This window comes from Bacillus infantis (assembly GCF_008180445.1).
Classification (GTDB): Bacteria; Bacillota; Bacilli; order Bacillales; family Cytobacillaceae; genus Bacillus_AB; species Bacillus_AB infantis_B.
Genome location: NZ_VTER01000006.1, coordinates 257,335 through 277,610, shown reverse-complemented (window position 1 = coordinate 277,610; position 20,276 = coordinate 257,335). Strand labels below are relative to the sequence as shown.

At 44.2% G+C, this 20,276-nt stretch carries 22 protein-coding genes and 2 riboswitches; of the genes, 9 read left to right on the top strand and 13 right to left on the bottom strand.

Annotated features, from left to right (window positions below; all coding sequences use genetic code 11):
- Positions 1-27: 27 nt before the first annotated feature.
- Positions 28-126, bottom strand: a riboswitch (TPP riboswitch).
- A gap of 78 nt (positions 127-204) precedes the next feature.
- Complete coding sequence (locus FZD51_RS12710; RefSeq protein ID WP_148975116.1) at positions 205-450, bottom strand: hypothetical protein; 246 nt, start codon at positions 448-450, stop codon at positions 205-207.
- Positions 451-672: 222 nt separating this feature from the next.
- Between FZD51_RS12710 and FZD51_RS12705 the strand changes: the two genes are divergently transcribed.
- Complete coding sequence (locus tag FZD51_RS12705; RefSeq protein ID WP_148975115.1) at positions 673-918, top strand: hypothetical protein; 246 nt, start codon at positions 673-675, stop codon at positions 916-918.
- A gap of 111 nt (positions 919-1,029) precedes the next feature.
- Positions 1,030-1,266 carry a helix-turn-helix transcriptional regulator gene (locus FZD51_RS12700; protein ID WP_148975114.1) on the top strand — a complete coding sequence of 79 codons (237 nt, stop codon included), beginning with the start codon at positions 1,030-1,032 and terminating at the stop codon, positions 1,264-1,266.
- Between the two features lie 108 nt (positions 1,267-1,374).
- Here the strand turns inward: FZD51_RS12700 and dnaN are convergent, their stop codons facing one another.
- From dnaN to FZD51_RS12670, 6 genes are all read right to left on the bottom strand, one after another.
- Complete coding sequence (dnaN, locus tag FZD51_RS12695; RefSeq protein ID WP_148975113.1) at positions 1,375-2,553, bottom strand: DNA polymerase III subunit beta; 1,179 nt, start codon at positions 2,551-2,553, stop codon at positions 1,375-1,377.
- A 61-nt stretch (positions 2,554-2,614) separates the two neighbouring features.
- The gene (locus FZD51_RS12690) at positions 2,615-3,052 is read right to left on the bottom strand and encodes an NUDIX hydrolase (protein ID WP_148975112.1); all 438 of its coding nucleotides are present in this window, start codon (positions 3,050-3,052) and stop codon (positions 2,615-2,617) included.
- A gap of 23 nt (positions 3,053-3,075) precedes the next feature.
- Positions 3,076-3,747 (bottom strand): HAD hydrolase-like protein, encoded by a 672-nt coding sequence (locus tag FZD51_RS12685; protein WP_148975111.1) that lies wholly within the window; start codon positions 3,745-3,747, stop codon positions 3,076-3,078.
- A gap of 99 nt (positions 3,748-3,846) precedes the next feature.
- Positions 3,847-4,269, bottom strand: a complete 423-nt coding sequence (locus FZD51_RS12680; protein WP_148975110.1) for a GtrA family protein — start codon at positions 4,267-4,269, stop codon at positions 3,847-3,849.
- Positions 4,223-5,260 carry a glycosyltransferase family 2 protein gene (locus FZD51_RS12675; protein WP_148975109.1) on the bottom strand — a complete coding sequence of 346 codons (1,038 nt, stop codon included), beginning with the start codon at positions 5,258-5,260 and terminating at the stop codon, positions 4,223-4,225. Before FZD51_RS12675 ends, FZD51_RS12680 begins: the two co-directional genes overlap by 47 nt.
- A 19-nt stretch (positions 5,261-5,279) precedes the next feature.
- Entirely contained in the window at positions 5,280-6,911 is a 1,632-nt protein-coding gene (locus FZD51_RS12670; protein WP_148975358.1) for a DUF6044 family protein, read from the bottom strand.
- A 204-nt stretch (positions 6,912-7,115) separates the two neighbouring features.
- Here FZD51_RS12670 and galU point away from each other — a divergent pair, with 204 nt between their 5' ends.
- Complete coding sequence (gene galU, locus FZD51_RS12665; RefSeq protein WP_276528729.1) at positions 7,116-7,997, top strand: UTP--glucose-1-phosphate uridylyltransferase GalU; 882 nt, start codon at positions 7,116-7,118, stop codon at positions 7,995-7,997.
- Between the two features lie 733 nt (positions 7,998-8,730).
- Here galU and FZD51_RS12660 read toward each other — a convergent pair.
- Complete coding sequence (locus FZD51_RS12660) at positions 8,731-10,071, bottom strand: MATE family efflux transporter (RefSeq protein WP_148975107.1); 1,341 nt, start codon at positions 10,069-10,071, stop codon at positions 8,731-8,733.
- A gap of 177 nt (positions 10,072-10,248) precedes the next feature.
- Here FZD51_RS12660 and FZD51_RS12655 point away from each other — a divergent pair, with 177 nt between their 5' ends.
- Entirely contained in the window at positions 10,249-10,788 is a 540-nt protein-coding gene (locus tag FZD51_RS12655; RefSeq protein ID WP_148975106.1) for an STM3941 family protein, read from the top strand.
- A 41-nt stretch (positions 10,789-10,829) separates the two neighbouring features.
- On the opposite strand, the gene FZD51_RS12650 is transcribed toward FZD51_RS12655, so the two are convergent.
- Positions 10,830-11,387 carry a hypothetical protein gene (locus FZD51_RS12650; protein WP_148975105.1) on the bottom strand — a complete coding sequence of 186 codons (558 nt, stop codon included), beginning with the start codon at positions 11,385-11,387 and terminating at the stop codon, positions 10,830-10,832.
- Between the two features lie 114 nt (positions 11,388-11,501).
- Between FZD51_RS12650 and FZD51_RS12645 the strand changes: the two genes are divergently transcribed.
- Complete coding sequence (locus FZD51_RS12645) at positions 11,502-12,083, top strand: TetR/AcrR family transcriptional regulator (protein WP_148975104.1); 582 nt, start codon at positions 11,502-11,504, stop codon at positions 12,081-12,083.
- A gap of 52 nt (positions 12,084-12,135) precedes the next feature.
- On the opposite strand, the gene FZD51_RS12640 is transcribed toward FZD51_RS12645, so the two are convergent.
- Positions 12,136-12,942, bottom strand: coding sequence for an alpha/beta hydrolase (locus tag FZD51_RS12640; protein WP_262380903.1), 807 nt, complete (start codon positions 12,940-12,942; stop codon positions 12,136-12,138).
- Positions 12,943-12,958: 16 nt separating this feature from the next.
- Positions 12,959-13,126 (bottom strand): Fur-regulated basic protein FbpA, encoded by a 168-nt coding sequence (locus FZD51_RS12635; RefSeq protein ID WP_148975103.1) that lies wholly within the window; start codon positions 13,124-13,126, stop codon positions 12,959-12,961.
- Positions 13,127-13,193: 67 nt separating this feature from the next.
- A riboswitch (SAM riboswitch) is annotated at positions 13,194-13,298 on the bottom strand.
- 366 nt (positions 13,299-13,664) lie between these two features.
- Between FZD51_RS12635 and FZD51_RS12630 the strand changes: the two genes are divergently transcribed.
- Positions 13,665-14,591 carry a DMT family transporter gene (locus FZD51_RS12630; protein ID WP_148975102.1) on the top strand — a complete coding sequence of 309 codons (927 nt, stop codon included), beginning with the start codon at positions 13,665-13,667 and terminating at the stop codon, positions 14,589-14,591.
- A 108-nt stretch (positions 14,592-14,699) separates the two neighbouring features.
- Positions 14,700-16,439, top strand: a complete 1,740-nt coding sequence (locus tag FZD51_RS12625; RefSeq protein WP_148975101.1) for an AAA family ATPase — start codon at positions 14,700-14,702, stop codon at positions 16,437-16,439.
- Between the two features lie 153 nt (positions 16,440-16,592).
- Here FZD51_RS12625 and def read toward each other — a convergent pair whose 3' ends face one another.
- Positions 16,593-17,171 carry a peptide deformylase gene (gene def, locus FZD51_RS12620; RefSeq protein WP_148975100.1) on the bottom strand — a complete coding sequence of 193 codons (579 nt, stop codon included), beginning with the start codon at positions 17,169-17,171 and terminating at the stop codon, positions 16,593-16,595.
- A 229-nt stretch (positions 17,172-17,400) separates the two neighbouring features.
- Between def and FZD51_RS12615 the strand changes: the two genes are divergently transcribed.
- Positions 17,401-18,564 carry a histidine kinase dimerization/phospho-acceptor domain-containing protein gene (locus FZD51_RS12615; RefSeq protein ID WP_187445738.1) on the top strand — a complete coding sequence of 388 codons (1,164 nt, stop codon included), beginning with the start codon at positions 17,401-17,403 and terminating at the stop codon, positions 18,562-18,564.
- A 37-nt stretch (positions 18,565-18,601) separates the two neighbouring features.
- Here the strand turns inward: FZD51_RS12615 and FZD51_RS12610 are convergent, their stop codons facing one another.
- Entirely contained in the window at positions 18,602-19,009 is a 408-nt protein-coding gene (locus FZD51_RS12610; protein ID WP_148975098.1) for a hypothetical protein, read from the bottom strand.
- A gap of 285 nt (positions 19,010-19,294) precedes the next feature.
- On the opposite strand from FZD51_RS12610, the gene FZD51_RS12605 reads away from it, so the two are divergent.
- A complete protein-coding gene (locus FZD51_RS12605; RefSeq protein WP_148975097.1) occupies positions 19,295-19,939 on the top strand; it encodes an SDR family oxidoreductase in 645 nt (214 codons plus the stop codon).
- The last annotated feature ends 337 nt before the right edge of the window (positions 19,940-20,276 follow it).

The following is a 20,276-nucleotide window of genomic DNA, read 5'->3' as shown; positions in this document are numbered from 1 at the left end:
CTGGTCAGGAAGCGGGCATACCTTCACCCATCCATCCATCCACATCCCTGCGCTAGAATTATCTAACAGGTTCAAAGGGTCAGAACAAAAGTTCACTCTCAGCTTTAAGCTCCCCTTGTGGTTACGTTATGTAATTAATACTATAATGCATTATATCTCATTCCATCAGGCAGGAAAAGAGGATATTCTGAAAAATCGGTATGTTCATGCCGGTCCTCCTTTCTTGTATTCTTTTTCGAGCCTTGCATAAAGTTCAAGACTTTTGCTGCTGAGAAACTCCAGCAGCTTAGGATGCTGTCTGAAATAATCGACAAATTCCCTTTGTTCTTTCTCCTGGAACTTAAGCACCTGATCATAATGCTTGCTGCAATAATAAATCGTCCGGTCCCTGTTCCACTCTTTGAGGGGGATCAGGTCCCCCGCTGCCTGGCAGTAAAGGCATTTTTTCATGTGATCCTTCCTCTAAGTACAGAATAAGCTTCACGCAGGAAAAATTCTTTCCCTTTCATACTACTTTAGTATATTACAGAACGCACGTTCTATCCAATTCATCAGTTTTAATGGTTTTTATATGATCTAATCGGGTATCAATTAATAAAATGAAGTATTTTGTTAATTGTTTAAATTTTCAAGTAATATATTTTTACATGCATACAGGAAGGAGGCTTTAAGATGAAGAATATCCTTGATATAAAAGGCAGGCTGAATCCATATTGGTTCAATAAAGTTATTTTCAAGGTATATATCGCTGACGCAGTGGATGAGAAAACAGTGGAATTGGAGGGTCAGAAGCTTGTTGTGGTCAATGAAAGTGAAAAATTGAAGCCCGGCGAGAAGCTCAAGGTCGAGTTTTTGAACAGGTGGTTTGTCTATAGCCGGATACCTCTTGCAGATCAGCCAGCCAAGCAGCCGCTTTAACTATAAAGCCGGTTTTTTCTTCTCCTTCCTTCTTTTATTTTTATATTTCACTAGTGATGTTCTTCACTTTCTTTTATAATATGAAAATAAAAGAAAAAAGGAGATTTAACCTTGGATAAAGAAATTATTAAGTTTATCAGAAGTAATTATAATCTTTCACAGCGTGAATTCGCCAAAATGATTAATTGCAGCTTTTCACTGGTTGCTTTGATTGAAATCGGGAAACGCAATGTTTCAGACAATATAGAAAAAAAGATTAAAAATGCGTTTGGGCTTGAAGCGCAGGATATTGAATCCATTACCAGCATCATTAAGGAAATCGGCCGCGGTATGCCTCCTTTCAGCTAAGAAGCCTGGATGGGAGGAAATACCTCTGCTTCACCCTCCCCCCCTCTTTTAATAATACTCTGCCAGTATTCACATCCCCCTTCAGATTGATTTTCTCACCTTTCAGTATTATTCCTGATTTTTACCCTGTCCCTTGCCAAGGAACATCCCTGATGCAGTCCTGACAGGAGAAATGAGGTGATAATAGTTTGCCTCCCCAGGGGAAGAGATAAGGATTGGCTTCATCGTCCCATAAAGCCTGATTTTAATATATTCTGACTCTGTCCCTTTCAGGGCATCCGCCAGATAACTCCCATTTATTACTGCTGAAGCTTCTGTTTCTCCGCTGATGCTCTGCAATTCCTGCACCTCCTCGATCATGCCCATTTCAGACATTGGTGAAGATATAGTGATGGAGTTTTCATCCTTGGCTTGGATGGAAACAAGAGAGCTTCTTTTTTCTCCTGCAAATATCATCGTCCGCTCGACTCCTTGGAGGAGGAGCTTCCTATTGATGACTAACTCTGTTTTGCACCCTTCCGGCGTCAGCTTCTCAGAAGAGGGAAATCTGCCGGTCAAAAACGAAGAGCAGAAACGGAATGTTGATGTGGCGAATACGGCCTGTGAATCGGATATATAAATGGCTGCTTCTCCGCTTGGTGACTTGCCTATCAATTTGAGCAATTCTGCTGCATTCCTTGCCGGCAGAGTGAATGACTGGCTGAATCCAGCAGATCCGGCAGCTTTCCACATGGCAAGCCGGCTTGAATCTGTCGCCGTGAATGTCAGCCCGCTTTCATCAAATGCCAGATTGATGCCTTCCAGGATTGGCCTTGAGCTTGTTTTTGCCGCAGATGCAGCTGTATTCCTCAATCCTGCTGCAAGATCAGATGCTTCCAAAGTATATATATTAGGAAACTCTGTATGTGCTCTATCAGGAGACTGGTCTAACGGGAAACCCGCAATCGCTGCGGAAATCTGCTTGTCCATGGAATTAATCAGGATTTTATGTGAAGTGGAAGCTTTGATGCTTAAACGGCCAGGTATTTTTCTGATGACTTCAGAAAGCATTCTTCCATCAGCTGCCAGCTTTCCATATTCCAATATAACCAGGCCCGAATCCCTGCAGTTTATCAAAGGGTGCTCAAAGATCACAGACCGGTCCCCGTTTCCAGAAGAGACAGAAAGGCCTCCGCTGTGTGCTTCTATCATAACGAGTTTGGCGGCAGCATCATGGCTTCCCCCTGCGATTCTTGCCGCCTCACTGATGCTTTCAATTATACTCTCACCATAGACTTTAAATTCCATCAGGTTCACCTCCTTTGTTATGAGGATAGCTCTCTTTCACTGCTAAACCCTCCTGCCTCTTTCAGACATTCCTTTTTTTCCGCAATAGATCTTCTGCTGCCGTAATGCTCCCCTTCAGCCATACAGGCGCATCCGGGTGCCCAAGGATTTCTCTGCTGCTCATCCACATCACTTCTTCGTTTTCATCAGGACAGACTGGACTGGCATCCCCGCTTTCGTATTCACACAGAAAAACAATGTCAATCACATGATATCCATCATCCGATATGAAAGAACTGCTGCATACATACTCCATTTCGTCTTTTATCAGTACTCCTGTTTCCTCATGGATTTCTCTTTTTACTGTTCTTTCTAAAATATCTTTTGAGTGGCCTTCCCTCTCCGCCTTGCCTCCGATCAGAGCCAGCATTCCACCTGCATGGCTTTCCTGGCTGCTTCTTTTTCCGATCAGCCATTTACCATCTCTGTGGACTGCTCCTTCAACATTTACTATGAACATCACTTTCACGCCTCTGCTTTATGTTAATTTCTTTCAACACCGAATCTGCTGTATAGTTCTTCAACCGTCCGAATCAAATAAGTCGGCGATGCATCAGGAGATTGAAAGAATTCATCCTCAGTTCCATATCCGTAAAGGACCGCAGCTGAATCAATGCCTGAGTGCTTTGCGCCAATCACATCATATTTCCGGTCACCAATCATTAAAAAACTTTTCTTTTCATATTCCCTGAAATTCAGAAGCACGGATGATATGATATCCTGTTTATCCGAATAGCTGCCATCAAGCGAAGCACCTTCTATGTAATCAAAAATATGTGAGATTTGAAAATGAGATAAAATTTTTTCAGCAAACTCTACAGGCTTTGAGGTGGCGACGCACAGCTTGAAGCCTTTTTCTTTCAATGATAAAAGCAATTCTGATATCCCGGGATATAATTCGTTTTCATACAATCCTTTTTCTGTGTATCTCTCCCTGTAAAACTGCACCGCTTCGTCTGCTTCCTCTCTGCTTAAAAGGCAATGTTCCTGAAAGGAATGGTGAAGAGGCGGGCCGATGAAAAGTTTGAGAACCTCCACGGGCGGAACAGGCCGGCCCATCTTTTCTAAAGCATACCTGATCGAGCGTGCTATTCCCGGGTATGGATCTGAAAGGGTCCCATCAAGGTCAAAAATAATAAACGAATATGGTTTCATATATTCCTCCTTTCTCTCACTCAATATTACCATAATCATCAAAACATTCAGGGAGTTTTATAAGGAATAAAAATAGACAGCTTACTTAATGGAAGCTGCCTACCTTTTAAATACGATATGTTTCTGTCCCAAATAATTCAACACTGTATATAATACAGTTCCCAAGAGGACTGCAGCCGTTTCGGGATAGAATGCCAGATGATTGTCCAATATCAATACCAGCTTCTTTGATAAGCTGTAGGAAATAAAATAGCAGCTTGCGGCAAGGCCCGCAAAGAGCAGACCGCTTTTTATGAAAGGCTGTGAGCTTTTAAAAGTATAAGCTTTATTAAGAAAATAGCTTGTTACAGCACCAGCAGCATTTCCGAGGAGTGTGGAGAGCCAGTACCCTGCCCCTGCCCACAATAGAATATAAATGCTCCCAAGCCCGATCAGCGTATTGATTAGGCCTACTAGCAGGAACCTGATAATTGTATCAGTTGGTTTCAGGAAGCTGGCGATACTTGATGCTGTATCCTTCATCCTGCTCCATCTCCCTGTTTTTCAGCTGAAGTGATGCAGGCAATGTGTAGGTATCAATTTCGACTATAAATTTAGGCCGTCTTTTGGTCTCTTTGTAGATCTTTCCTATATATTCCCCGATCATACCTATGGCGGTAAGCTGCACTCCGCCTATGAGCCAGATGGAAGAAATGAGAGATGTCCAGCCGGCTTCAGTGCTGCCGGTAAACTTAAGAAAAAGAAAATAAGTCCCAAAAAGGATGCTGATGACAGAAGATACAAGACCTGCCATTAGAACGAGCCGGATTGGTGTCACCGAAAAGGAAGTCAATCCATCAAGGGCAAAGGATAGCATTTTTTTCAGCGGATATTTCGTATCCCCGGCCATCCGCTCTTTACGCTCATACATGACCTGGTCCGAGCGGAAGCCGATAAGGGGTATGATGCCTCTCAGGAACATGTTTGCCTCCCCAAACTGTGCCAGCTCCTCGGCAGCGCGCCTGCTTAAGAGGCGGAAATCAGCATGATTGTAGACCAGGCTGGCGCCAAGCTTTGCCATCAGTTTATAAAACCCCTGGGCAGTAGCCCGTTTGAAGAAAGTATCCTTTTCCCTTTTGCTCCTCACTCCGTAGACAATATCACAGCCTTCATGATATTTCACCAGGAATTCCCTTATGGCACAGGGATCATCCTGAAGGTCTGCATCGATCGTGACAATGCAGTCCGAAGATTTCATGCTGGTGAATATTCCTGCAAGAAGGGCATTTTGGTGCCCTGAGTTCCTTGACAGCTTCAGCCCTGTCACCTGTTCAGATCTCAGGGTTTCTTTATGGATGAGATTCCATGTCCTATCCCTGCTCCCATCATCAACGAATAAAAGCTTGCTCGAGCTGGAGATCAGCCCTTCAGTTTCAAGGTCCTTCAGCAGTCTCCCAAGTTCCTCCATCGTATATGCCAGCATCTCTTCTTCGTTATAGCAGGGTACAACGATAGTCAATATGGTTTCAGTCATTCTGCTTCCTCCTAGATGTCTATAGTGCCTTATACAAATAAATCCTCCAGGCAGCATCCCCGGATGTGAATTCTCTCTCCAGCTCCAGACCGTTTTCCATGCTGTTCATAATCGGCACGGCAGAAAAAAAATATTCTCCTCCCATTTCCTTAAAAACAGCAGTATCCAATTTGAGATTTTTGAGCTTTTTATCAGAATTTTTTTTGAACATATAATGCTTCCCCAGTTCTGCTGTAAAGATATAGCATCTTCCTCCCCATTCATCAAAATAGCGGCGAATGGTCTTATTTTTTGCCAATTCCTCCGCAATTATTTTCCTGAACTGGTGCTTATAGGTGAGCGGGTAGAAATTATTATACGTGTCCAGCGTATAAAATCCGTTATACTGGGCAATCGCCGGATGGATGCCAATGCTTGCAACCCGGTAATCCTCCTTTGGCCTGTCTATGTAATTTCCTATTTCTTCGAATAAACTTTCTGCGTAGAATTCTTTCACCGAGGGCTTCCTGCTGTAAATAATTTCGTCATTGAAAGCTCCAAGCAAAAGAATCTGAGCGATAATGACGGCAAGGATGCTTTTTCTGCTTTTCGACGATGTCCAGACGATCCTTAAAGCGAGCGCAAATCCTATATAAATGACAAGCGGCCTCAAAAAGTGAAACCTGGCAAAATTGAAGGTATCCATAAAATGAAACCGCTCTGTCAATGGAAGCCATCCTTCATAAAACCAGAAAGCGTACCAGAAGGACAGAAGAAAATTAAAAGCAAACAAAAATACGTACATTCTCTCCTGCCTCCAGCTTTTATTCTTCCAGACAAGGAATAAAGCATAAATGGTGACAGGCAGGATAATGAGCCCGTGAACTGTCATGACATGGGTATGGCCCAGAACGAAGTTTTTAAAGGCAAGCCTGACGCAATGGGCGAACGTAAGCCGTGCATGAAAATATTCATCACGGCTGTTGTCTTCTTCCAGAAAAAGAAATGAGTGGACAAGGCGGTATTCAACCAGCATATATAAAAGTGTCATGCCGGCAATAGCCGCAAGAAATCGCAGATTCGTGCCTTTTCCCCTCAAAAGATCAAACAGCCATAATCCTCCCATTGCTGCAAGGAAGAAGAAAAATCCGAGAACAAAGCTGGAGTAAAAAGGAAGCAGCGCGAGCGCAAGATAGCTTTTCCAGCCTGACTTCCCCTTCCGTATATTCAAAAATGCCCATAAGGCAAGGGGCATACCGAGAGTGCTCAGCATTCCGGATGGCCAAAATGGAGTCAGCGCGAATGCAAGTGCTGCCCCCACCCTGATGGCTGACCATTCAGGTGATCTGATTAAATGAGTTTTCAGCAAAAGATACATGCCCATGAATGCAGCACATCTTGTAAGAAGCTGATTGAGGGCATAGGCAGTCATGGTCGGAAAAATAGAAAACAGCCAGACGATGCCGCTGAGTTCAGTGCCAAAGGCATTGCGCGGCAGGCCGTTGATGACCTGCGGGATGACAGCCTCTGCCGTTCCATAAGTCTGCCCGCTTTCTCTGAGGACTTTATACCATGCCAGGTTAGAATCCAGGTTGTCATGGACGCGTATATGCGCATCTTCCCCGAGAATGAATAAGGGGCTTACATACAAGGCAATGGCAGCAAGCGCCATGATGATATTTTTTCGGTCTTTCAGGAATAGATTTCCGGTCAATTCATACACCCCGCCAACTCTTGCATTGATATTAAATTGTGCGGGCATCAGGAGAACTATTCCTTTTTTTCCTGATTAAAAGGTGCATATCCCGTTTGTCCCTGTTCATATGTTCAGTTGAGTGCACTTAATTCAGCTAAAATTCTGCTGGGAGGTATCATGATGATCAGAAAAGCGGTCATTCCGGCGGCCGGCCTTGGCACCCGTTTCCTGCCCGCCACTAAAGCCCAGCCAAAGGAAATGCTCCCGGTTGCCGACAAGCCTGCCATCCAATACATCGTGGAGGAAGCCATTCTTTCCGGCATTGAGGATATAATCATCATTACGGGAAGAAACAAACGTGCAATTGAAGACCATTTCGATAAGTCTATCGAACTTGAACTGATACTGAAGAAAACCGGCAAAACCGAACTCTTAAAAAAAGTGGAAGCAGCTTCGAATCTTGCTTCCATCCATTATGTACGGCAAAAGGAGCCTTTAGGGCTCGGTCACGCAGTTCTTTGTGCAAAACAATTCATCGGGAATGAGCCTTTTGCTGTCCTCCTCGGTGATGACCTGGTTGATTCCGGCACCCCTGCCCTCTTGCAGATGATCAGCCAATTCAAAGAAACTGGTACGTGCATGATCGGTGCGAAGGAAGTTCCCTGGGAGGATGTTTCTAAATACGGGATCATCGATTATTCATTTAAAGCAGGCAATCTTTGTAAAATTGAGCAGCTGGTCGAAAAGCCTTCGAAGGACTCTGCTCCGACCAATCAGGCTATCATCGGGCGTTATGTTCTTACACCGGAGATATTTACTGTACTGGAGTCCCTTCAGCCTGACTTTTCTGGAGAAATCCAGCTGACTGAAGCTCTTTCGCAGCTTCTGAAAGACGGACCTATGTATTCATGTCTAATAGAAGGCAATCGCTATGATACCGGGGATAAATTCGGCTTTCTTCAGGCTTCAATCGAGTTTGCGCTTAAGAACGAAGAAATTAAAGAAAAGCTGGAGCGATATTTGTATAGTTTGCGGGAGAGAGAGAAGAGACCGGAGAGCTGAAAAAGGACACTCTTTGGTGGAGTGTATCAGCATCTAAAAAAAAATGAAGCTAAACTGAGCGGCAAAATTAAAACTGGGAATTTAAGGGGAAAACTCGTTCTGGGAAAAAGTGAAGAGGACTTTCTAAAAACGGTATGCTTGAAAAAAGTTAAAGACACATCAACGTGCAGCCGAGTCATGTATCCCCACGATGGATACATGATTTCTTTTATTCTTCCTAGTCATGTATYCCAGGAGCCTGATGGGATACATGACTTTCTTTTTTTCTCCCTACTCATGTATCTCAGGAGCATGATGGGATACATAACCATCCTTTTTTCTMCCTGCTCATGTATCCCAGGAGCCTGATGGGATACATGACTTTCTTTTTTTCTCCCTACTYATGTATCTCAGGAGCMTGATGGGATACATRACTTCCTTTTTTTCTCCACACTCATGTATTCCAGGAGCCTGATGGGATACATGACCATCCTTTTTTCTCCCTGCTCATGTATCTCAGGAGCATGATGGGATACATGACTTCCTTTTTTTCTCCACACTCATGTATCCCAGGAGCCTGATGGGATACATGACTTTCCTTTTTTCTCCATGCTCATGTATCCCGGAGCCTGATGGGATACATGACTTCCTTTTTTTCTCCACACTCATGTATTCCAGAAGCCTGATCGATACATGACTTTCCTTTTTTCCACACGCCAAAAGACACTCCGCACAGGGAGTGTCTTTTGGCGTGTCATTTTTCAATTGAAAACAGCTTTTTCTTGTCCCATCTGCCGTATTTATAGTACGAAAAAGCAATCACGCTGCTGATCATAAAGCTTGTTCCCATTCCGTATGCAATCCCCTCTTCCCCCATCCACTGTGAGAAAAGGTAGGTCAAAGGGTACCTCAGCACCCAAAATGAGATGATATTGAGCACAAGCACCTGGAACATGGCACCTGCAGCCCTTACTATGCCATTCAGTACAAAATTGAGCCCGAGGAACGGATAGAAGAAAGCGATTGATACAAGATAGCCTGTACCAAACTCAACGGCTCCCGGATCGGAAATGAACAGTGATATCCCCGCTTTTGCCAATAGCACAGCCGCTCCGGCAATCATAAGCATGATGACTAAATTATATAGTGATCCATACAGTGCTATTTTATGAACCCTTTTCCATTGACCTGCCCCGATATTCTGCCCTGCCATGCTGTTGACGGCTGTGCCGAGCGCCGAAGCCGGCAGCATGATCAGGCTGTCAATCCTCTGGGCTGCCCCAAAGCCTGCAACCGTTTCCGCCCCGAAGGAATTCACCACACTCATAATGGCCATTACACCTGCTGAGATCACCATCATCTGGAGTCCTGATGGTATGCCTAATTTAAGTATCGTCCACACTTCTTCTTTACCGGGCATGAACGGTATTGAAAAAGGTGCGAGTTTTCTTTTTAAAACTATATACATGCCAGATATGAATGCTATCCCCTGGGCGGCAAGTGTGGCATAAGCAGCTCCATCGATGCCCCATCCCAGGACAGAAATGAACACCGGGTCCAATATGCTGTTAAGGATCACAGCGACCAGTACAAAAATCAGCGGCGTCCTGCTGTCCCCCAGAGAACGAAGAATCGTCCCGATAAAATTGTATCCGAACAAAAAAAGGATGCCGAGGAAATTAATTTTCAAATAGGAGTCTGCTTCAGCAATCATCGCCTCTGGGGTATCGAGCCACTGGAGTATAGGCTTTGAAGCCAAATAGCCTGCCGCTCCCAGCACAAGGGAAAGCAGGGTGAGGATAATTACAAAACTATTTAGATATTGTCTCAGCCCCTTTTTATCATCTCCTCCTTTTTGCTGCGACAAGATTGTCAAAGCTGCATTATTGATGCCGATAATAAATGACAGCACCGTAAATATGACGGTGCTTGAAACCGCTATGCTGCCGAGTGAAGCAGCTCCAAGCAGATTCCCCACCCAGAGGCTGTCTACAAACTGGTAAGAAACCTGCAGCAGGTTCGTCAGCATGATGGGAGTAGAAAAAATAAACATCTGCTTTAGAATATTCCCTTGTGTAAAGTCTTGCTGGGACATAAAAACCACACCTTCAATTTTGATTGCTTCTATTATTTCTCTTTTTATGCATTAATTCTACTCATACGTTTCGAATTTCGAATTATTGCTTCAGCATGGAAGTTTTTGGTTTATGTTTCTGTAAAAGGGGGAATTTTCCATTTAGAATCTACTAATCAATCAAAAAGAAGGGACAAGATGGAAAAACAATTTTATGCGGCTAAAGGAAAATTCTTTCTTTTTATGCTGATTGTATTGGCTGCAGGTGTATTTTTTGCCTGGCTGGCTTCGGACATGATTTTACATGATGAAAACAGGGAAACTTTTATGCTGATTATCTATTCACTGCTTGCTGTTTTATTATTTGGATGTGCCCTGCTTTTTGCAGGAATGATTTATGACAAAGCCCCCTTGGTTTCTTTCAGCACAGAGGGGCTGGAAGTCAATGGTCCAGGCGGCCCCGGGCTCATTGTCTGGGAAGATTTCGAGGGTATCTTTCCATATGAGGTTCAAGGGAATGCTTTTCTGGGGGTTATCGTGAAGGTTGAAGAAAAATACATTGAAAGGCTTCCTGCGAGAAAGAAAAGATTGGTGAAGATCAATCAGGGAACCGGTTTTCCACCTTTTAATATTAGTATGAATGCCCTTAAACAACGGAAGGAATTCATTGAAGAGCTGGAGAAACGTGAAATGCCGATTTTGGTTGTTGAGGAAGAACTGGAAAAAGAAAAAATATGAAAAGGATATCCCTCCTCGCTGATTGAGGAGGGATATTCTTTTCATATATTCATCTCTTTGCTTTTTTTAGGGGCCTTTGGCCAGATAAAATAACTGATGCAATAAACCAAATCTGCTGCAAGGACAATCGACCATATTTTCACGGCACCGGACAGTGCTTCCGTTCTCCCCGGATCATCTATGATCAGCACGGTTCCCATTAGCAGGGCAGCTCCGATAATATATGCGGCCCCATGCCTCGCTAAGCCTTTTAAATTATGACTTGCATGATTCATACCATATCTTTTTTCCGGCCGTTTCCCCTTTTTGGCAATGTAATATAAAAATCTTTCATCCGCCCACTGGATCATACTTTTTCCAAAGGCTATCGACACACCGATATATACCGCAGCCAATGCATGTGCCTGTGTTGCTTCTGAGCCTCTGTATAAGTCCGCTCCGGCTGCTGCCAGCAGGAGCAGATCTACAGCAGGAGTCATCGCGAGCAGGATGAGACCGGTTTTCTTTTTTCCGAAAAGATAACGCATACAAAGGCCGGCCAGGATTAAAACCCAAAAGCCGACTTCACACAATATGATAAACCACAATATCCAGTTCATACTTTCCCCTTCCAGTACCATTGTTGTTTAAACTCATCATAACACCACACTTTTAGCGATACAAGTGTATTATTAAAAATTGAAACCTGTTTTACGGTCTGCTACACTGAGACTATGCCTAAAATTGTTGATCATGAGCAAAGGAAAAAAAGAATCGTTCAGGCCACCTGGCAGGTTATTCTGGATAAAGGGGTGGAAGGTGCGTCTGTCCGCAATATTGCAGCAGAAGCCGGTGTTTCTCTTGGCGCCCTGCGCCACTATTTTTCCACACAAGATGAACTGCTTGTTTATGCAATGAAACTGGTAAATGAAAATGTTATAAACAGGGTTTCGGAGATTGCATTGAAGGATCTGTCCCCAAGGGAAAAGGTTTATGAAGTCCTGCTTGAAATTGTTCCAACCACAGATGAGAAAATGGCAGAAATGGAGGTGTGGTTTGCGTTTGTTGCATACAGCAGGCAAAAGGAAGAATTTCGCATCCTGAGGCAGGGAATATATACGGGGATTGTTCAGATGATGGATTTCCTAAAGTCCCATGGAGAGCTGAAGGATGGCCAGGAACATGATCTTGAGACTGAAATGTTATACAGTTTCATTGATGGGCTTGCCCTGCACAGTATGCTCGAGCCTGAACGTCTGAAACCGGACAGGATAGAAAAAACTCTCCGCCGCTATCTGGATAGAATCCTGAAATGACCAAAAAGGGCCGGATCTTTCAAAATCCGGTCCTTTTCTGCATGGATTCAGTTCATGAAGAGGCATATGACTGCTGCTCCCTGAAAGCATTGAGCCATTCTGATGTGCACTCGATCAGCTCCGCAAAACAGCGGCCGGCTGAGTAGGTATGGCAGGCTCCTGTAACATAATGCAAGGAACAAGATCCTTCCTTCCGCTTCCTGAATTCTTCCGCATATCTTCCAGAGTGGGATACCGGAATATCCTGGTCTGCTGTTCCATGTACAATCAGGACATCGCTCCGGTATGCCGCAAGCTCATCCAAAGGTTCATATCTCTTCAGCGAAGAAAAGTATTTTTCCGTTAGCTGATAGCCCAAATAATCAAGTGAAGCCCCCTTGTCCAGTGCCTTTATCTTTTCACTGCCGACAATGCTGACGATATCCTGATATGGCTTTGCAGAAGCCGACCATATAATAAGCTTCCGGATGCGGTCATCTTTTGCTGCAGCCAGCACGGCAACTGCACCTCCGAGGCTGTGGCCAATGAGTGAAATTGAATGAGGATCTGCATATTCAAGCTTCATTGCAAAATCGACGGCAGATAAAGTCTGTTCCAGCAAATCGGGAAGACCTGTTTCACCATACTCACCCGGACTCTCCCCGCACCCCTCATAATCAAAGCGGAGGACAAGATACCCATCTGCAGTAAGACGGTTGGAAGTCTTAACAAATAGCCTGTCAACGCCAATACGGCTGCCTGTAAACCCATGGCAGATGATGACCAGGGGATAGCGGCGGTTTTTGCTGAAACCTGCAGGAAAATCCAGCGATCCGCACAGGTGCATATCCTTCCAGGGTATTAGAATGCTTTCTGACATATATAGTCCCTTCCCTCTATTCATTAATATGTGATCTGTTTTCCTGATAAAGTTTTAACAGTTCTTCGTACGGCACCTGAAACAGCTGCCGGCCTTCTTGTTTGTATATACCCATGGACAGCAGCTCTGAAATCAGCTGGTCCTTTTTCTCTTCTTCTTTTATCATTAAAGTTTTTTCCTTCATTAAAAAAGCCCCTTCTGCCCGGTGGCCCGGAAGCAGAAGAGGCTTTATGCGCGTATGGCTGCCGCTTCTCTCATCTTCCAAGCTTCCGCTTGTTGGATTTGGCACAGTTCTCGCAAGGAGTCTGCTGCCGAGGCTTCATAGGGCCAATTCCCTCCGCCTCTCTGGATAAGAGTATTCCTATAAGTTTTATTGGAATTAAATATACGCTGATTTTTTTCGATTGTCAAGATGTACTGATGCATTTTCCTAATCTGCTTTACATTCAGCTGATATAGCCAATGGGTTTCCTGTCCTGAAGTGAAATGCAAATCATAAGTCCTGATGTTGACAGCATGAGTGTATATATCTTGCACCCCCCGGAACATCGGAAACTATGAAACTCTTTTTCAGTTACATCCATATGGCGTATAAACCCCTGGATGAAGCAATCAAATCCAAAGGCAAAACCCCCGAAGCGAAAGCAACAGTCAATCACTTCTTTCAGTCTATTTTCTTTTCTTCTTGAATAAGAATAGCAGAAGGTATATGAGAGGTGGGAATGATGCAGGGCAATCGCATTCTATCTTTATGGTACGCCCTTCTGGCAATTGCTTTCTGGGGTGTTTCTTTTGTTTCGGTCAAATGGCTGGTAGATTATTTAGCACCCGGAGCCCTGGTGTCTATGAGATTTATGATTGCCGCCATCTTTCTGGGCTGCCTTCTCATAATTTTAAAAGGATCTTTTTACATAAAAAAAGAACATTTCGCCCATGTTTTTATACTTTCGGTGCTTGGGGTGTTCATCCATCAAATGGTACAGGCTTCTGCCATGCTCACCCTGGATGCCTCAGCTGCTGGCTGGATGATCTCTTTCACACCTGTTTTTACTAGTTTGCTTTCCTTCCTTTTTTTATCTGAAAAGCTTTCGCTCCTTAAGATTGTAGGAATGATCATCGCCATTACAGGGGTTCTGGCCATCTCTGCGGAAAATTCAGGGGGTACGCTTCAATTCAGCCCTGGTCTTGGTTATTTTCTCTTACTATTCAGTACCTTTAATTGGGCTGTTTATTCGATTTTGTCCAAGAAATTTGCACTTCCCTATTCTTCTCTTGCTGTCACCTTTTGGACAAGCCTGATAGGCTGCTTGGCGACTCTGCCATTTCTTTTGAGAAATCGCGGGTACGAATTACTGTATACCCTCCCTTTGGACGGGTGGCTGCATCTGCTGTTTCTAGGCATTTTTGTATCGGCCCTGGGCTACTGGTACTGGGGAAAGGCGCTCGAGGTGCTCGAAGCGACCCAGGTTTCTGTCATGATGTACCTGGAACCGCTGTTTACACTGCTGGCAGCGATCCTTATTCTCGGAGAGAAAATCCCGCTATACAGCAGCATCGGCGGAGCTCTGATCATCTTGGGAGTATCCGCCGTTAACAAGCCAGTCCTCGACTTCCTTGTCAAGAAGCTTTTTAAATACCCTGTGAAATAGAGATTAAAACCCTTTACCAAAAATTACATGTTTTTTCCCTTGCATAAATCTATACAGTCCGAACAAGTTTTCCTATAATGGAGATAGATTCATTTAGGAGGGAAATTGTTGAAATCCACTTTCAAAAAAATTTCGAAACCTGTCCCCCTTATTTCATTGGCCATTCTAATAGCTGCTGCTGCGCTTTGGTTCAGCCTTTCCGGCAGCAAAGAAGTTACCATTCCCTTTTCTTCGATAGAGAATATCATTCAGGATCACCAAAGTGACACTGTCATTTTAAATGAAATGAAAAACGGCACCCTCCATTTGACCGCAGGTACAGCTGAGTATGTGTCTCAAGTGCCTCCAAACAGCCAGATGGTTGCCAAACTGATCGAAAATTATAATATCCAGTACAGCTATTCTTCCGCAAATCCATATACGTTCTGGATTTTGGGTGGAACGCTGATCCTTTTTGCAGGGATCGGCCTTTATCTCCAAAAATCCGGTAAAGGAATATCTACCGCCAATTCAATGAAAAACAGCGCCAGCAAGGCAAAGCCCCTCCCTTCCATCACCATGGATGATATCGGGGGCCTTCAGGATGAAATGAAGGAGGAAATCCTCCAGACACTTTCCATCATCAAAGACCGGGAAGCATCCATCCAGCTTGGTGTGAAGCCGCCAAAAGGAATCCTGCTCTACGGACCTCCAGGTACAGGCAAGACGCTGCTTGCCCAGGCGATTGCCAAGGAAATCGGCGCTTCATTCTTTTCAACCAGCGGATCTTCATTTAATGAAATGTTTGTCGGCGTAGGCGCCTCAAGGGTCAGGAGCTTATTCCAGAATGCCAGAAAGCATTCCCCTGCAGTCGTCTTCATTGACGAAGTCGATGCTCTTGCCGGCAAGCGGAAGCAGCATGGCGGGGACGAAAGCGAGAAAACATTGACTGAGCTGCTTGTCCAGCTTGACGGCGGCCACTCAAATGATGGCATTTTATTCATTGCTGCTACCAACAGAAAGGATATGCTTGATGACGCATTCCTCCGACCAGGCAGGATTGACTTCTCTTTCCTTGTTCCGCTTCCGGATACAAAAGGAAGGCAGGAAATCATCAGCATCCACACAAAAGGCAAGCTTCTGGCAGAAGATGTAGCAGCTTCCCTGCCTGCACTGGCCGAAAGCACCTCCGGCTTCTCAGGGGCTGACATCAGCTCTCTCTTTGAGACAGCCAGCAGAAGGGCCATCCGCAGCGGAAAAGAAAAAATAGATAAAGAAGATCTTGATTTTGCCATTGACCGGACCGTGCTTGGAAGCACAACACGCCCGCTTCAGGACCCCGAAACGAAAAAGAGGGTTGCCATCCATGAAGCTGGACATGCCTTGATTGCAGCCATCACCAAGCCTGGTTCAGTAAGAAAAGCAACAATCATACCTCGCGGACAGGCGCTCGGATATGTTGCACCTATACCAAAGGAGCTTCATCTGTCCACCAGCAGTGAACTGCTTGACCAGGTCAGCATGATTCTTGCTGGCGGAGTGGCAGAAAGGCTGTATCTCGGCGAACACAGCATTGGTGTCAGCGGCGATGTCCAGCAGGCCAAGCATATCCTTGAGCAAATGGTGGAAATCGGCTTATTCCAGGACGGTTTCAAGCTGACCTTTGTCAAAGCGGAAAAAGAAGCCAAGATGCAAGAGCTGTTCCAGCAGGCTTTAGTTAAAACAGAAATGCTCATTAAAACGAACGAATATGAATTTGAATGCCTGGTTGCAGCCCTTCTGAAGAAAGAAACACTGGAAGGTGCAGAGGTTCAGGCAATTGTCGGCGAACCATTGAAGCAGCATGGGGCAGAACTTGTGACAGTATAGAATCAGCAGAAAGCAGCCTTCGGCTGCTTTCTTTGTTTTTGACAAAAGGGCTTTGCCTGCTATTCTGTAAAAAGCATTGAAGAACAGACAAAACTACGGGTTCTTTAAACGACCCTTATAAAAAAAGGAGCGGTTCCGCTCCTTTTTCTCCACTTAAAACAATTCAGCCGCTGCTGCACCGTCAGGCAGCTCGAAAGGATTGTCTTTGTTGATGCGGTCATAAAACATGATGCCGTTCAGATGATCTATTTCATGCTGGACGATGACAGATGCAATCCCTTTTAGGCGCATCTCCACCTGCTCCCCTTTTTCATCGGAATATCGAATCTTAATCCTTTCATAGCGGGGAACATAGCCTTTAACATCCCTGTCAACTGAAAGGCAGCCTTCACCTTCCGGAAGATAGACCATCGCAGCAGAATGGCTGATGATTTTTGGGTTGAAAATCCTCAGCTCTTTTACATCCCCTTTTTCATCCCTGAAGAAGGCAGCAAACATTCTTCTATCCTTCCCGATCTGGTTTGCAGAGAGGCCGACTCCTGGCCGGAGCTGATATTTTGAAGCCGATTCAGGATCCTGGCTATTTTTTAGATATTCCATCATCATTTCCATGGTATCATGGTCTTCCTGATTGAGAGGGACCGGCACTTCAGCTGTTTTTTGCCGTAAAATAGGGTCTCCTTCCCTAACGATGTCTTTCATTCTGATCATTTTCCTGTCTTGATTGTCCATAACTACCATTCCTTTGTTTTGTAATGTGTAAAGTCCTTAGCAGTCTCTTTAAAATGCTGTCTATCCATTTTCAAAATATTTGCTATAATGTTTTTGGTAGGACTTTTTAGAGTGGAGGCTGATGAAGTTGCGGGAGTTTGCTGAGAATTTATTTCTTCATTTTTTTATCATGTTGATTATCCCGCTTATGCACAACATAAGCTTGAAGCATGAAAAAAGAGCCTGGCTCATGTTTTTTGCTGCTGCTGCCTCCTTGATGCTGACACTTGCATTTCCTGTGAGAATGGCCAATGGCCTTGAATTTGATATGAAGTTCATACCTGTATTTTTTTGCTTTTTCTATCTTGGACCCCTGGGCGGGTATTTGTTAATCGCCGCCCTTCTCATATTCATGGCCCTTTTTAATGCAGATAATCTTTATGTTACTCTCATAAATTATTTTATTATATCGTTGCCGATGCTGTTTATACGGAAAAAATATCAGAAAATGAACATTCTGGGTAAAACTATCGTTGCTTTTGCTTTTTATTTTTTTATCACACTTACCAGGCTGATTTATTTCCTGCAGACCGGGCATATTCAGAATGCAGTGAACCTTGGCCTTTTCTTTCTTTTATCTTTTATCAGTCTATGTGCTGCCATTTATATTATGGAAATGTACCGATTGCACTCGGAGATGGCTGAAAAGCTTCAAACAGCAGACAAATCCAATGCGGTCAGCCAGCTTGCAGCTTCGGTCGCCCATGAAATCAGAAATCCCATGACGACAATCAGAGGGTTCCTGCAGCTTATGAAAGATGAACAAAACCTGACTGACGGCCAGCGGTCATATGTAACAACGTCACTTGAAGAACTTGACAGGGCAAATCATATTATTTCAGATTTCCTCTCGCTTGCCAAACCTTCGATAGCCTCAAAGGAAAAGCTGCCGGTAACAGATCTTGTAAGGGAAATTGCCGATTTCATCAGGCCATTTGCCCTTTTATCCCAAACAGAAATCAGCTGCCGCGCCCAGGAAGATTTATATATATACGGGAATGCAAATGAATTTAAGCAGCTGCTGATCAATATTATAAAAAACGGGGTTGAATCCATGCAGGACGGAGGTACCATTCTTGTCACCGCCGAGCAGGATCAGAAGGAAGTATCCGTAAAAATAAAAGATGAGGGCTCCGGTCTTACACCTGGACAGCTTAAGCAGCTTGGCAGCCCCTATTATTCAACTAAAACAAAAGGCACCGGGCTGGGTTTGCTTATTTCATTTGATATCATTAAACGGCTTGACGGGCACTATAAAATTATCAGCGATAAGAATATAGGGACTGAATTTATACTGATTTTCCCTGCAGCTGAAAGAGAATTAAACGTACGGCAGTCCAATCAGTCATTGTAATCCAGGGAACACTGCCTGTTAAAGGCAGCGTTCCTTTTTAGTTGAGCGCGTCCTCAAACGGAGCGAAAAAGACTCCCTTCGGCCCCAGCATATCTGTTTCTGAATCTCTTTTTTCTCCTTTTACCTCATATTCACCTTCAGGGAAATAATCGAACATTCCGCTCGATTTATGAAGCTCTATAAAACAGTCATGAAGCTCACACATTAATGTCTGGTATTCTTTATTGTCTATGGGGTCACCGTATTCATCCAGCTTAAAATTAGCCATCACCAGCTCTTCAAATTCCAGATTGCCTGAAGAGGCCACATACAGATCTACATCACTGCAGTCGATGCAGAGCAGCACAGGGTCGTCCTTAATGTCCAAATACGCTTTTTCCACCATTTTTTTCAGCATTTCCTCTATTTCATCTGCATTTATAAGTGTTTTGGCTGTTTGCAGCATGAATATTACACCTCCAAAACCGAAACCATTTGATAGAAAATGAAGTTTCTTCTGTGTTCTATTATAACAAACTGCTCCCAATAAGTCGTCTTTCGAGCTGATGCGCCAAAATACGCCAGCATGCTTAGTTTTTCGGTAAGAAAAAATGCCTGCATGTCAGATTATGCGCTTTCCCAAGAAATATTCCTTATTTCCTGTTAAGGGATATGCTGCAGGCGGAATGTTTTAGATCTATCAGGGTAGATTGTTATTATAGAATTATGTATTTGGAAAGGAGAATCTCACATGAATATCCTGATTGTTGGAGCAAATGGACAAATAGGCAGACATCTTATTAAAAAACTGGCAGAGACTGAACACAAGTCAGTTGCCATGGTCCGCAAAGAAGAGCAGGCCGGCGAACTGAGAGAGCTTGGTGCTGATGAAGTAGTCATCGGCGACCTGGAGAAAGATTTCTCGCACGCTTTTGAAGGAGTGGACAGTGTTGTATTCACTGCGGGTTCCGGCGGGCACACAGGTGCAGATAAGACCATCCTCATCGACCTTTGGGGTGCAATCAAGACGATTGATCAGGCGAAAAAACATAATATCAGCCGCTTTCTTCTTGTCAGCAGCATGAATGCAGATACGCCTGATGCAGGGATAGAATCGATGAAGCATTATTTTGTGGCTAAGAAACTTGCTGACGATCATCTGCGCTCATCAGGGCTGAATTATACAATCGTCCGTCCGGGCGGACTTCTCAATGAGCCTGCGACGGGAAAAATCCTGCTGGAAGAAAAGATACAGGAATACGGCTCAAGAGAGATAACCCGTGAAGATGTCGCTGCTGTGCTGGCAGAAGCGGTTGACCTTGAGAATACTTATAAGAAAACATTTGAGATCCTGAACGGGGAAACACCGGTTAAGGAAGCATTGAAGCAGGTATAAGCAAGAATGCCAAAAGCAGGGTTGCTGCTTTTGGCTTTTTATATTTGTCTGAGATAAGATTTAGAAAAAAAAATCTTTAGTCTTTATCAATACATTGGAATGATATAGAACGTTGAAGATAAGATACCTGGTAAAAAAATCCAGTTTAGTCTGCTTCTATTTTAATTTACCAGTAATAGGAGTGTTGATTTCCGTTCCAGGCACTTCGCTTTCCGCGGGGCGGCGCTGAGCCTCCTCTTCGCTCCGCTCATGCGGGGTCTCAGCCTTGCCGCTATCTCCCGCAGGAGTCTACGTGCCTTGCACTGCAATCAACTGTTCTCTATAATTTTTTCTCATT

Coding starts and splice junctions, on each gene's coding strand:
- FZD51_RS12710 (WP_148975116.1), bottom strand. CDS start 450: ATGAAAAAATGCCTTTACTGCCAGGCAGCGGGGGACCTGATCCCCCTC.
- FZD51_RS12705 (WP_148975115.1), top strand. CDS start 673: ATGAAGAATATCCTTGATATAAAAGGCAGGCTGAATCCATATTGGTTC.
- dnaN (WP_148975113.1), bottom strand. CDS start 2,553: ATGGAATTTAAAGTCTATGGTGAGAGTATAATTGAAAGCATCAGTGAG.
- FZD51_RS12690 (WP_148975112.1), bottom strand. CDS start 3,052: ATGTTCATAGTAAATGTTGAAGGAGCAGTCCACAGAGATGGTAAATGG.
- FZD51_RS12685 (WP_148975111.1), bottom strand. CDS start 3,747: ATGAAACCATATTCGTTTATTATTTTTGACCTTGATGGGACCCTTTCA.
- FZD51_RS12680 (WP_148975110.1), bottom strand. CDS start 4,269: ATGAAGGATACAGCATCAAGTATCGCCAGCTTCCTGAAACCAACTGAT.
- FZD51_RS12675 (WP_148975109.1), bottom strand. CDS start 5,260: ATGACTGAAACCATATTGACTATCGTTGTACCCTGCTATAACGAAGAA.
- FZD51_RS12670 (WP_148975358.1), bottom strand. CDS start 6,911: ATGGCGCTTGCTGCCATTGCCTTGTATGTAAGCCCCTTATTCATTCTC.
- galU (WP_276528729.1), top strand. CDS start 7,116: ATGATCAGAAAAGCGGTCATTCCGGCGGCCGGCCTTGGCACCCGTTTC.
- FZD51_RS12660 (WP_148975107.1), bottom strand. CDS start 10,071: ATGTCCCAGCAAGACTTTACACAAGGGAATATTCTAAAGCAGATGTTT.
- FZD51_RS12655 (WP_148975106.1), top strand. CDS start 10,249: ATGGAAAAACAATTTTATGCGGCTAAAGGAAAATTCTTTCTTTTTATG.
- FZD51_RS12650 (WP_148975105.1), bottom strand. CDS start 11,387: ATGAACTGGATATTGTGGTTTATCATATTGTGTGAAGTCGGCTTTTGG.
- FZD51_RS12645 (WP_148975104.1), top strand. CDS start 11,502: ATGCCTAAAATTGTTGATCATGAGCAAAGGAAAAAAAGAATCGTTCAG.
- FZD51_RS12640 (WP_262380903.1), bottom strand. CDS start 12,942: ATGTCAGAAAGCATTCTAATACCCTGGAAGGATATGCACCTGTGCGGA.
- FZD51_RS12635 (WP_148975103.1), bottom strand. CDS start 13,126: ATGAAGGAAAAAACTTTAATGATAAAAGAAGAAGAGAAAAAGGACCAG.
- FZD51_RS12630 (WP_148975102.1), top strand. CDS start 13,665: ATGATGCAGGGCAATCGCATTCTATCTTTATGGTACGCCCTTCTGGCA.
- def (WP_148975100.1), bottom strand. CDS start 17,171: ATGGACAATCAAGACAGGAAAATGATCAGAATGAAAGACATCGTTAGG.
- FZD51_RS12615 (WP_187445738.1), top strand. CDS start 17,401: ATGTTTTTTGCTGCTGCTGCCTCCTTGATGCTGACACTTGCATTTCCT.
- FZD51_RS12610 (WP_148975098.1), bottom strand. CDS start 19,009: ATGCTGCAAACAGCCAAAACACTTATAAATGCAGATGAAATAGAGGAA.
- FZD51_RS12605 (WP_148975097.1), top strand. CDS start 19,295: ATGAATATCCTGATTGTTGGAGCAAATGGACAAATAGGCAGACATCTT.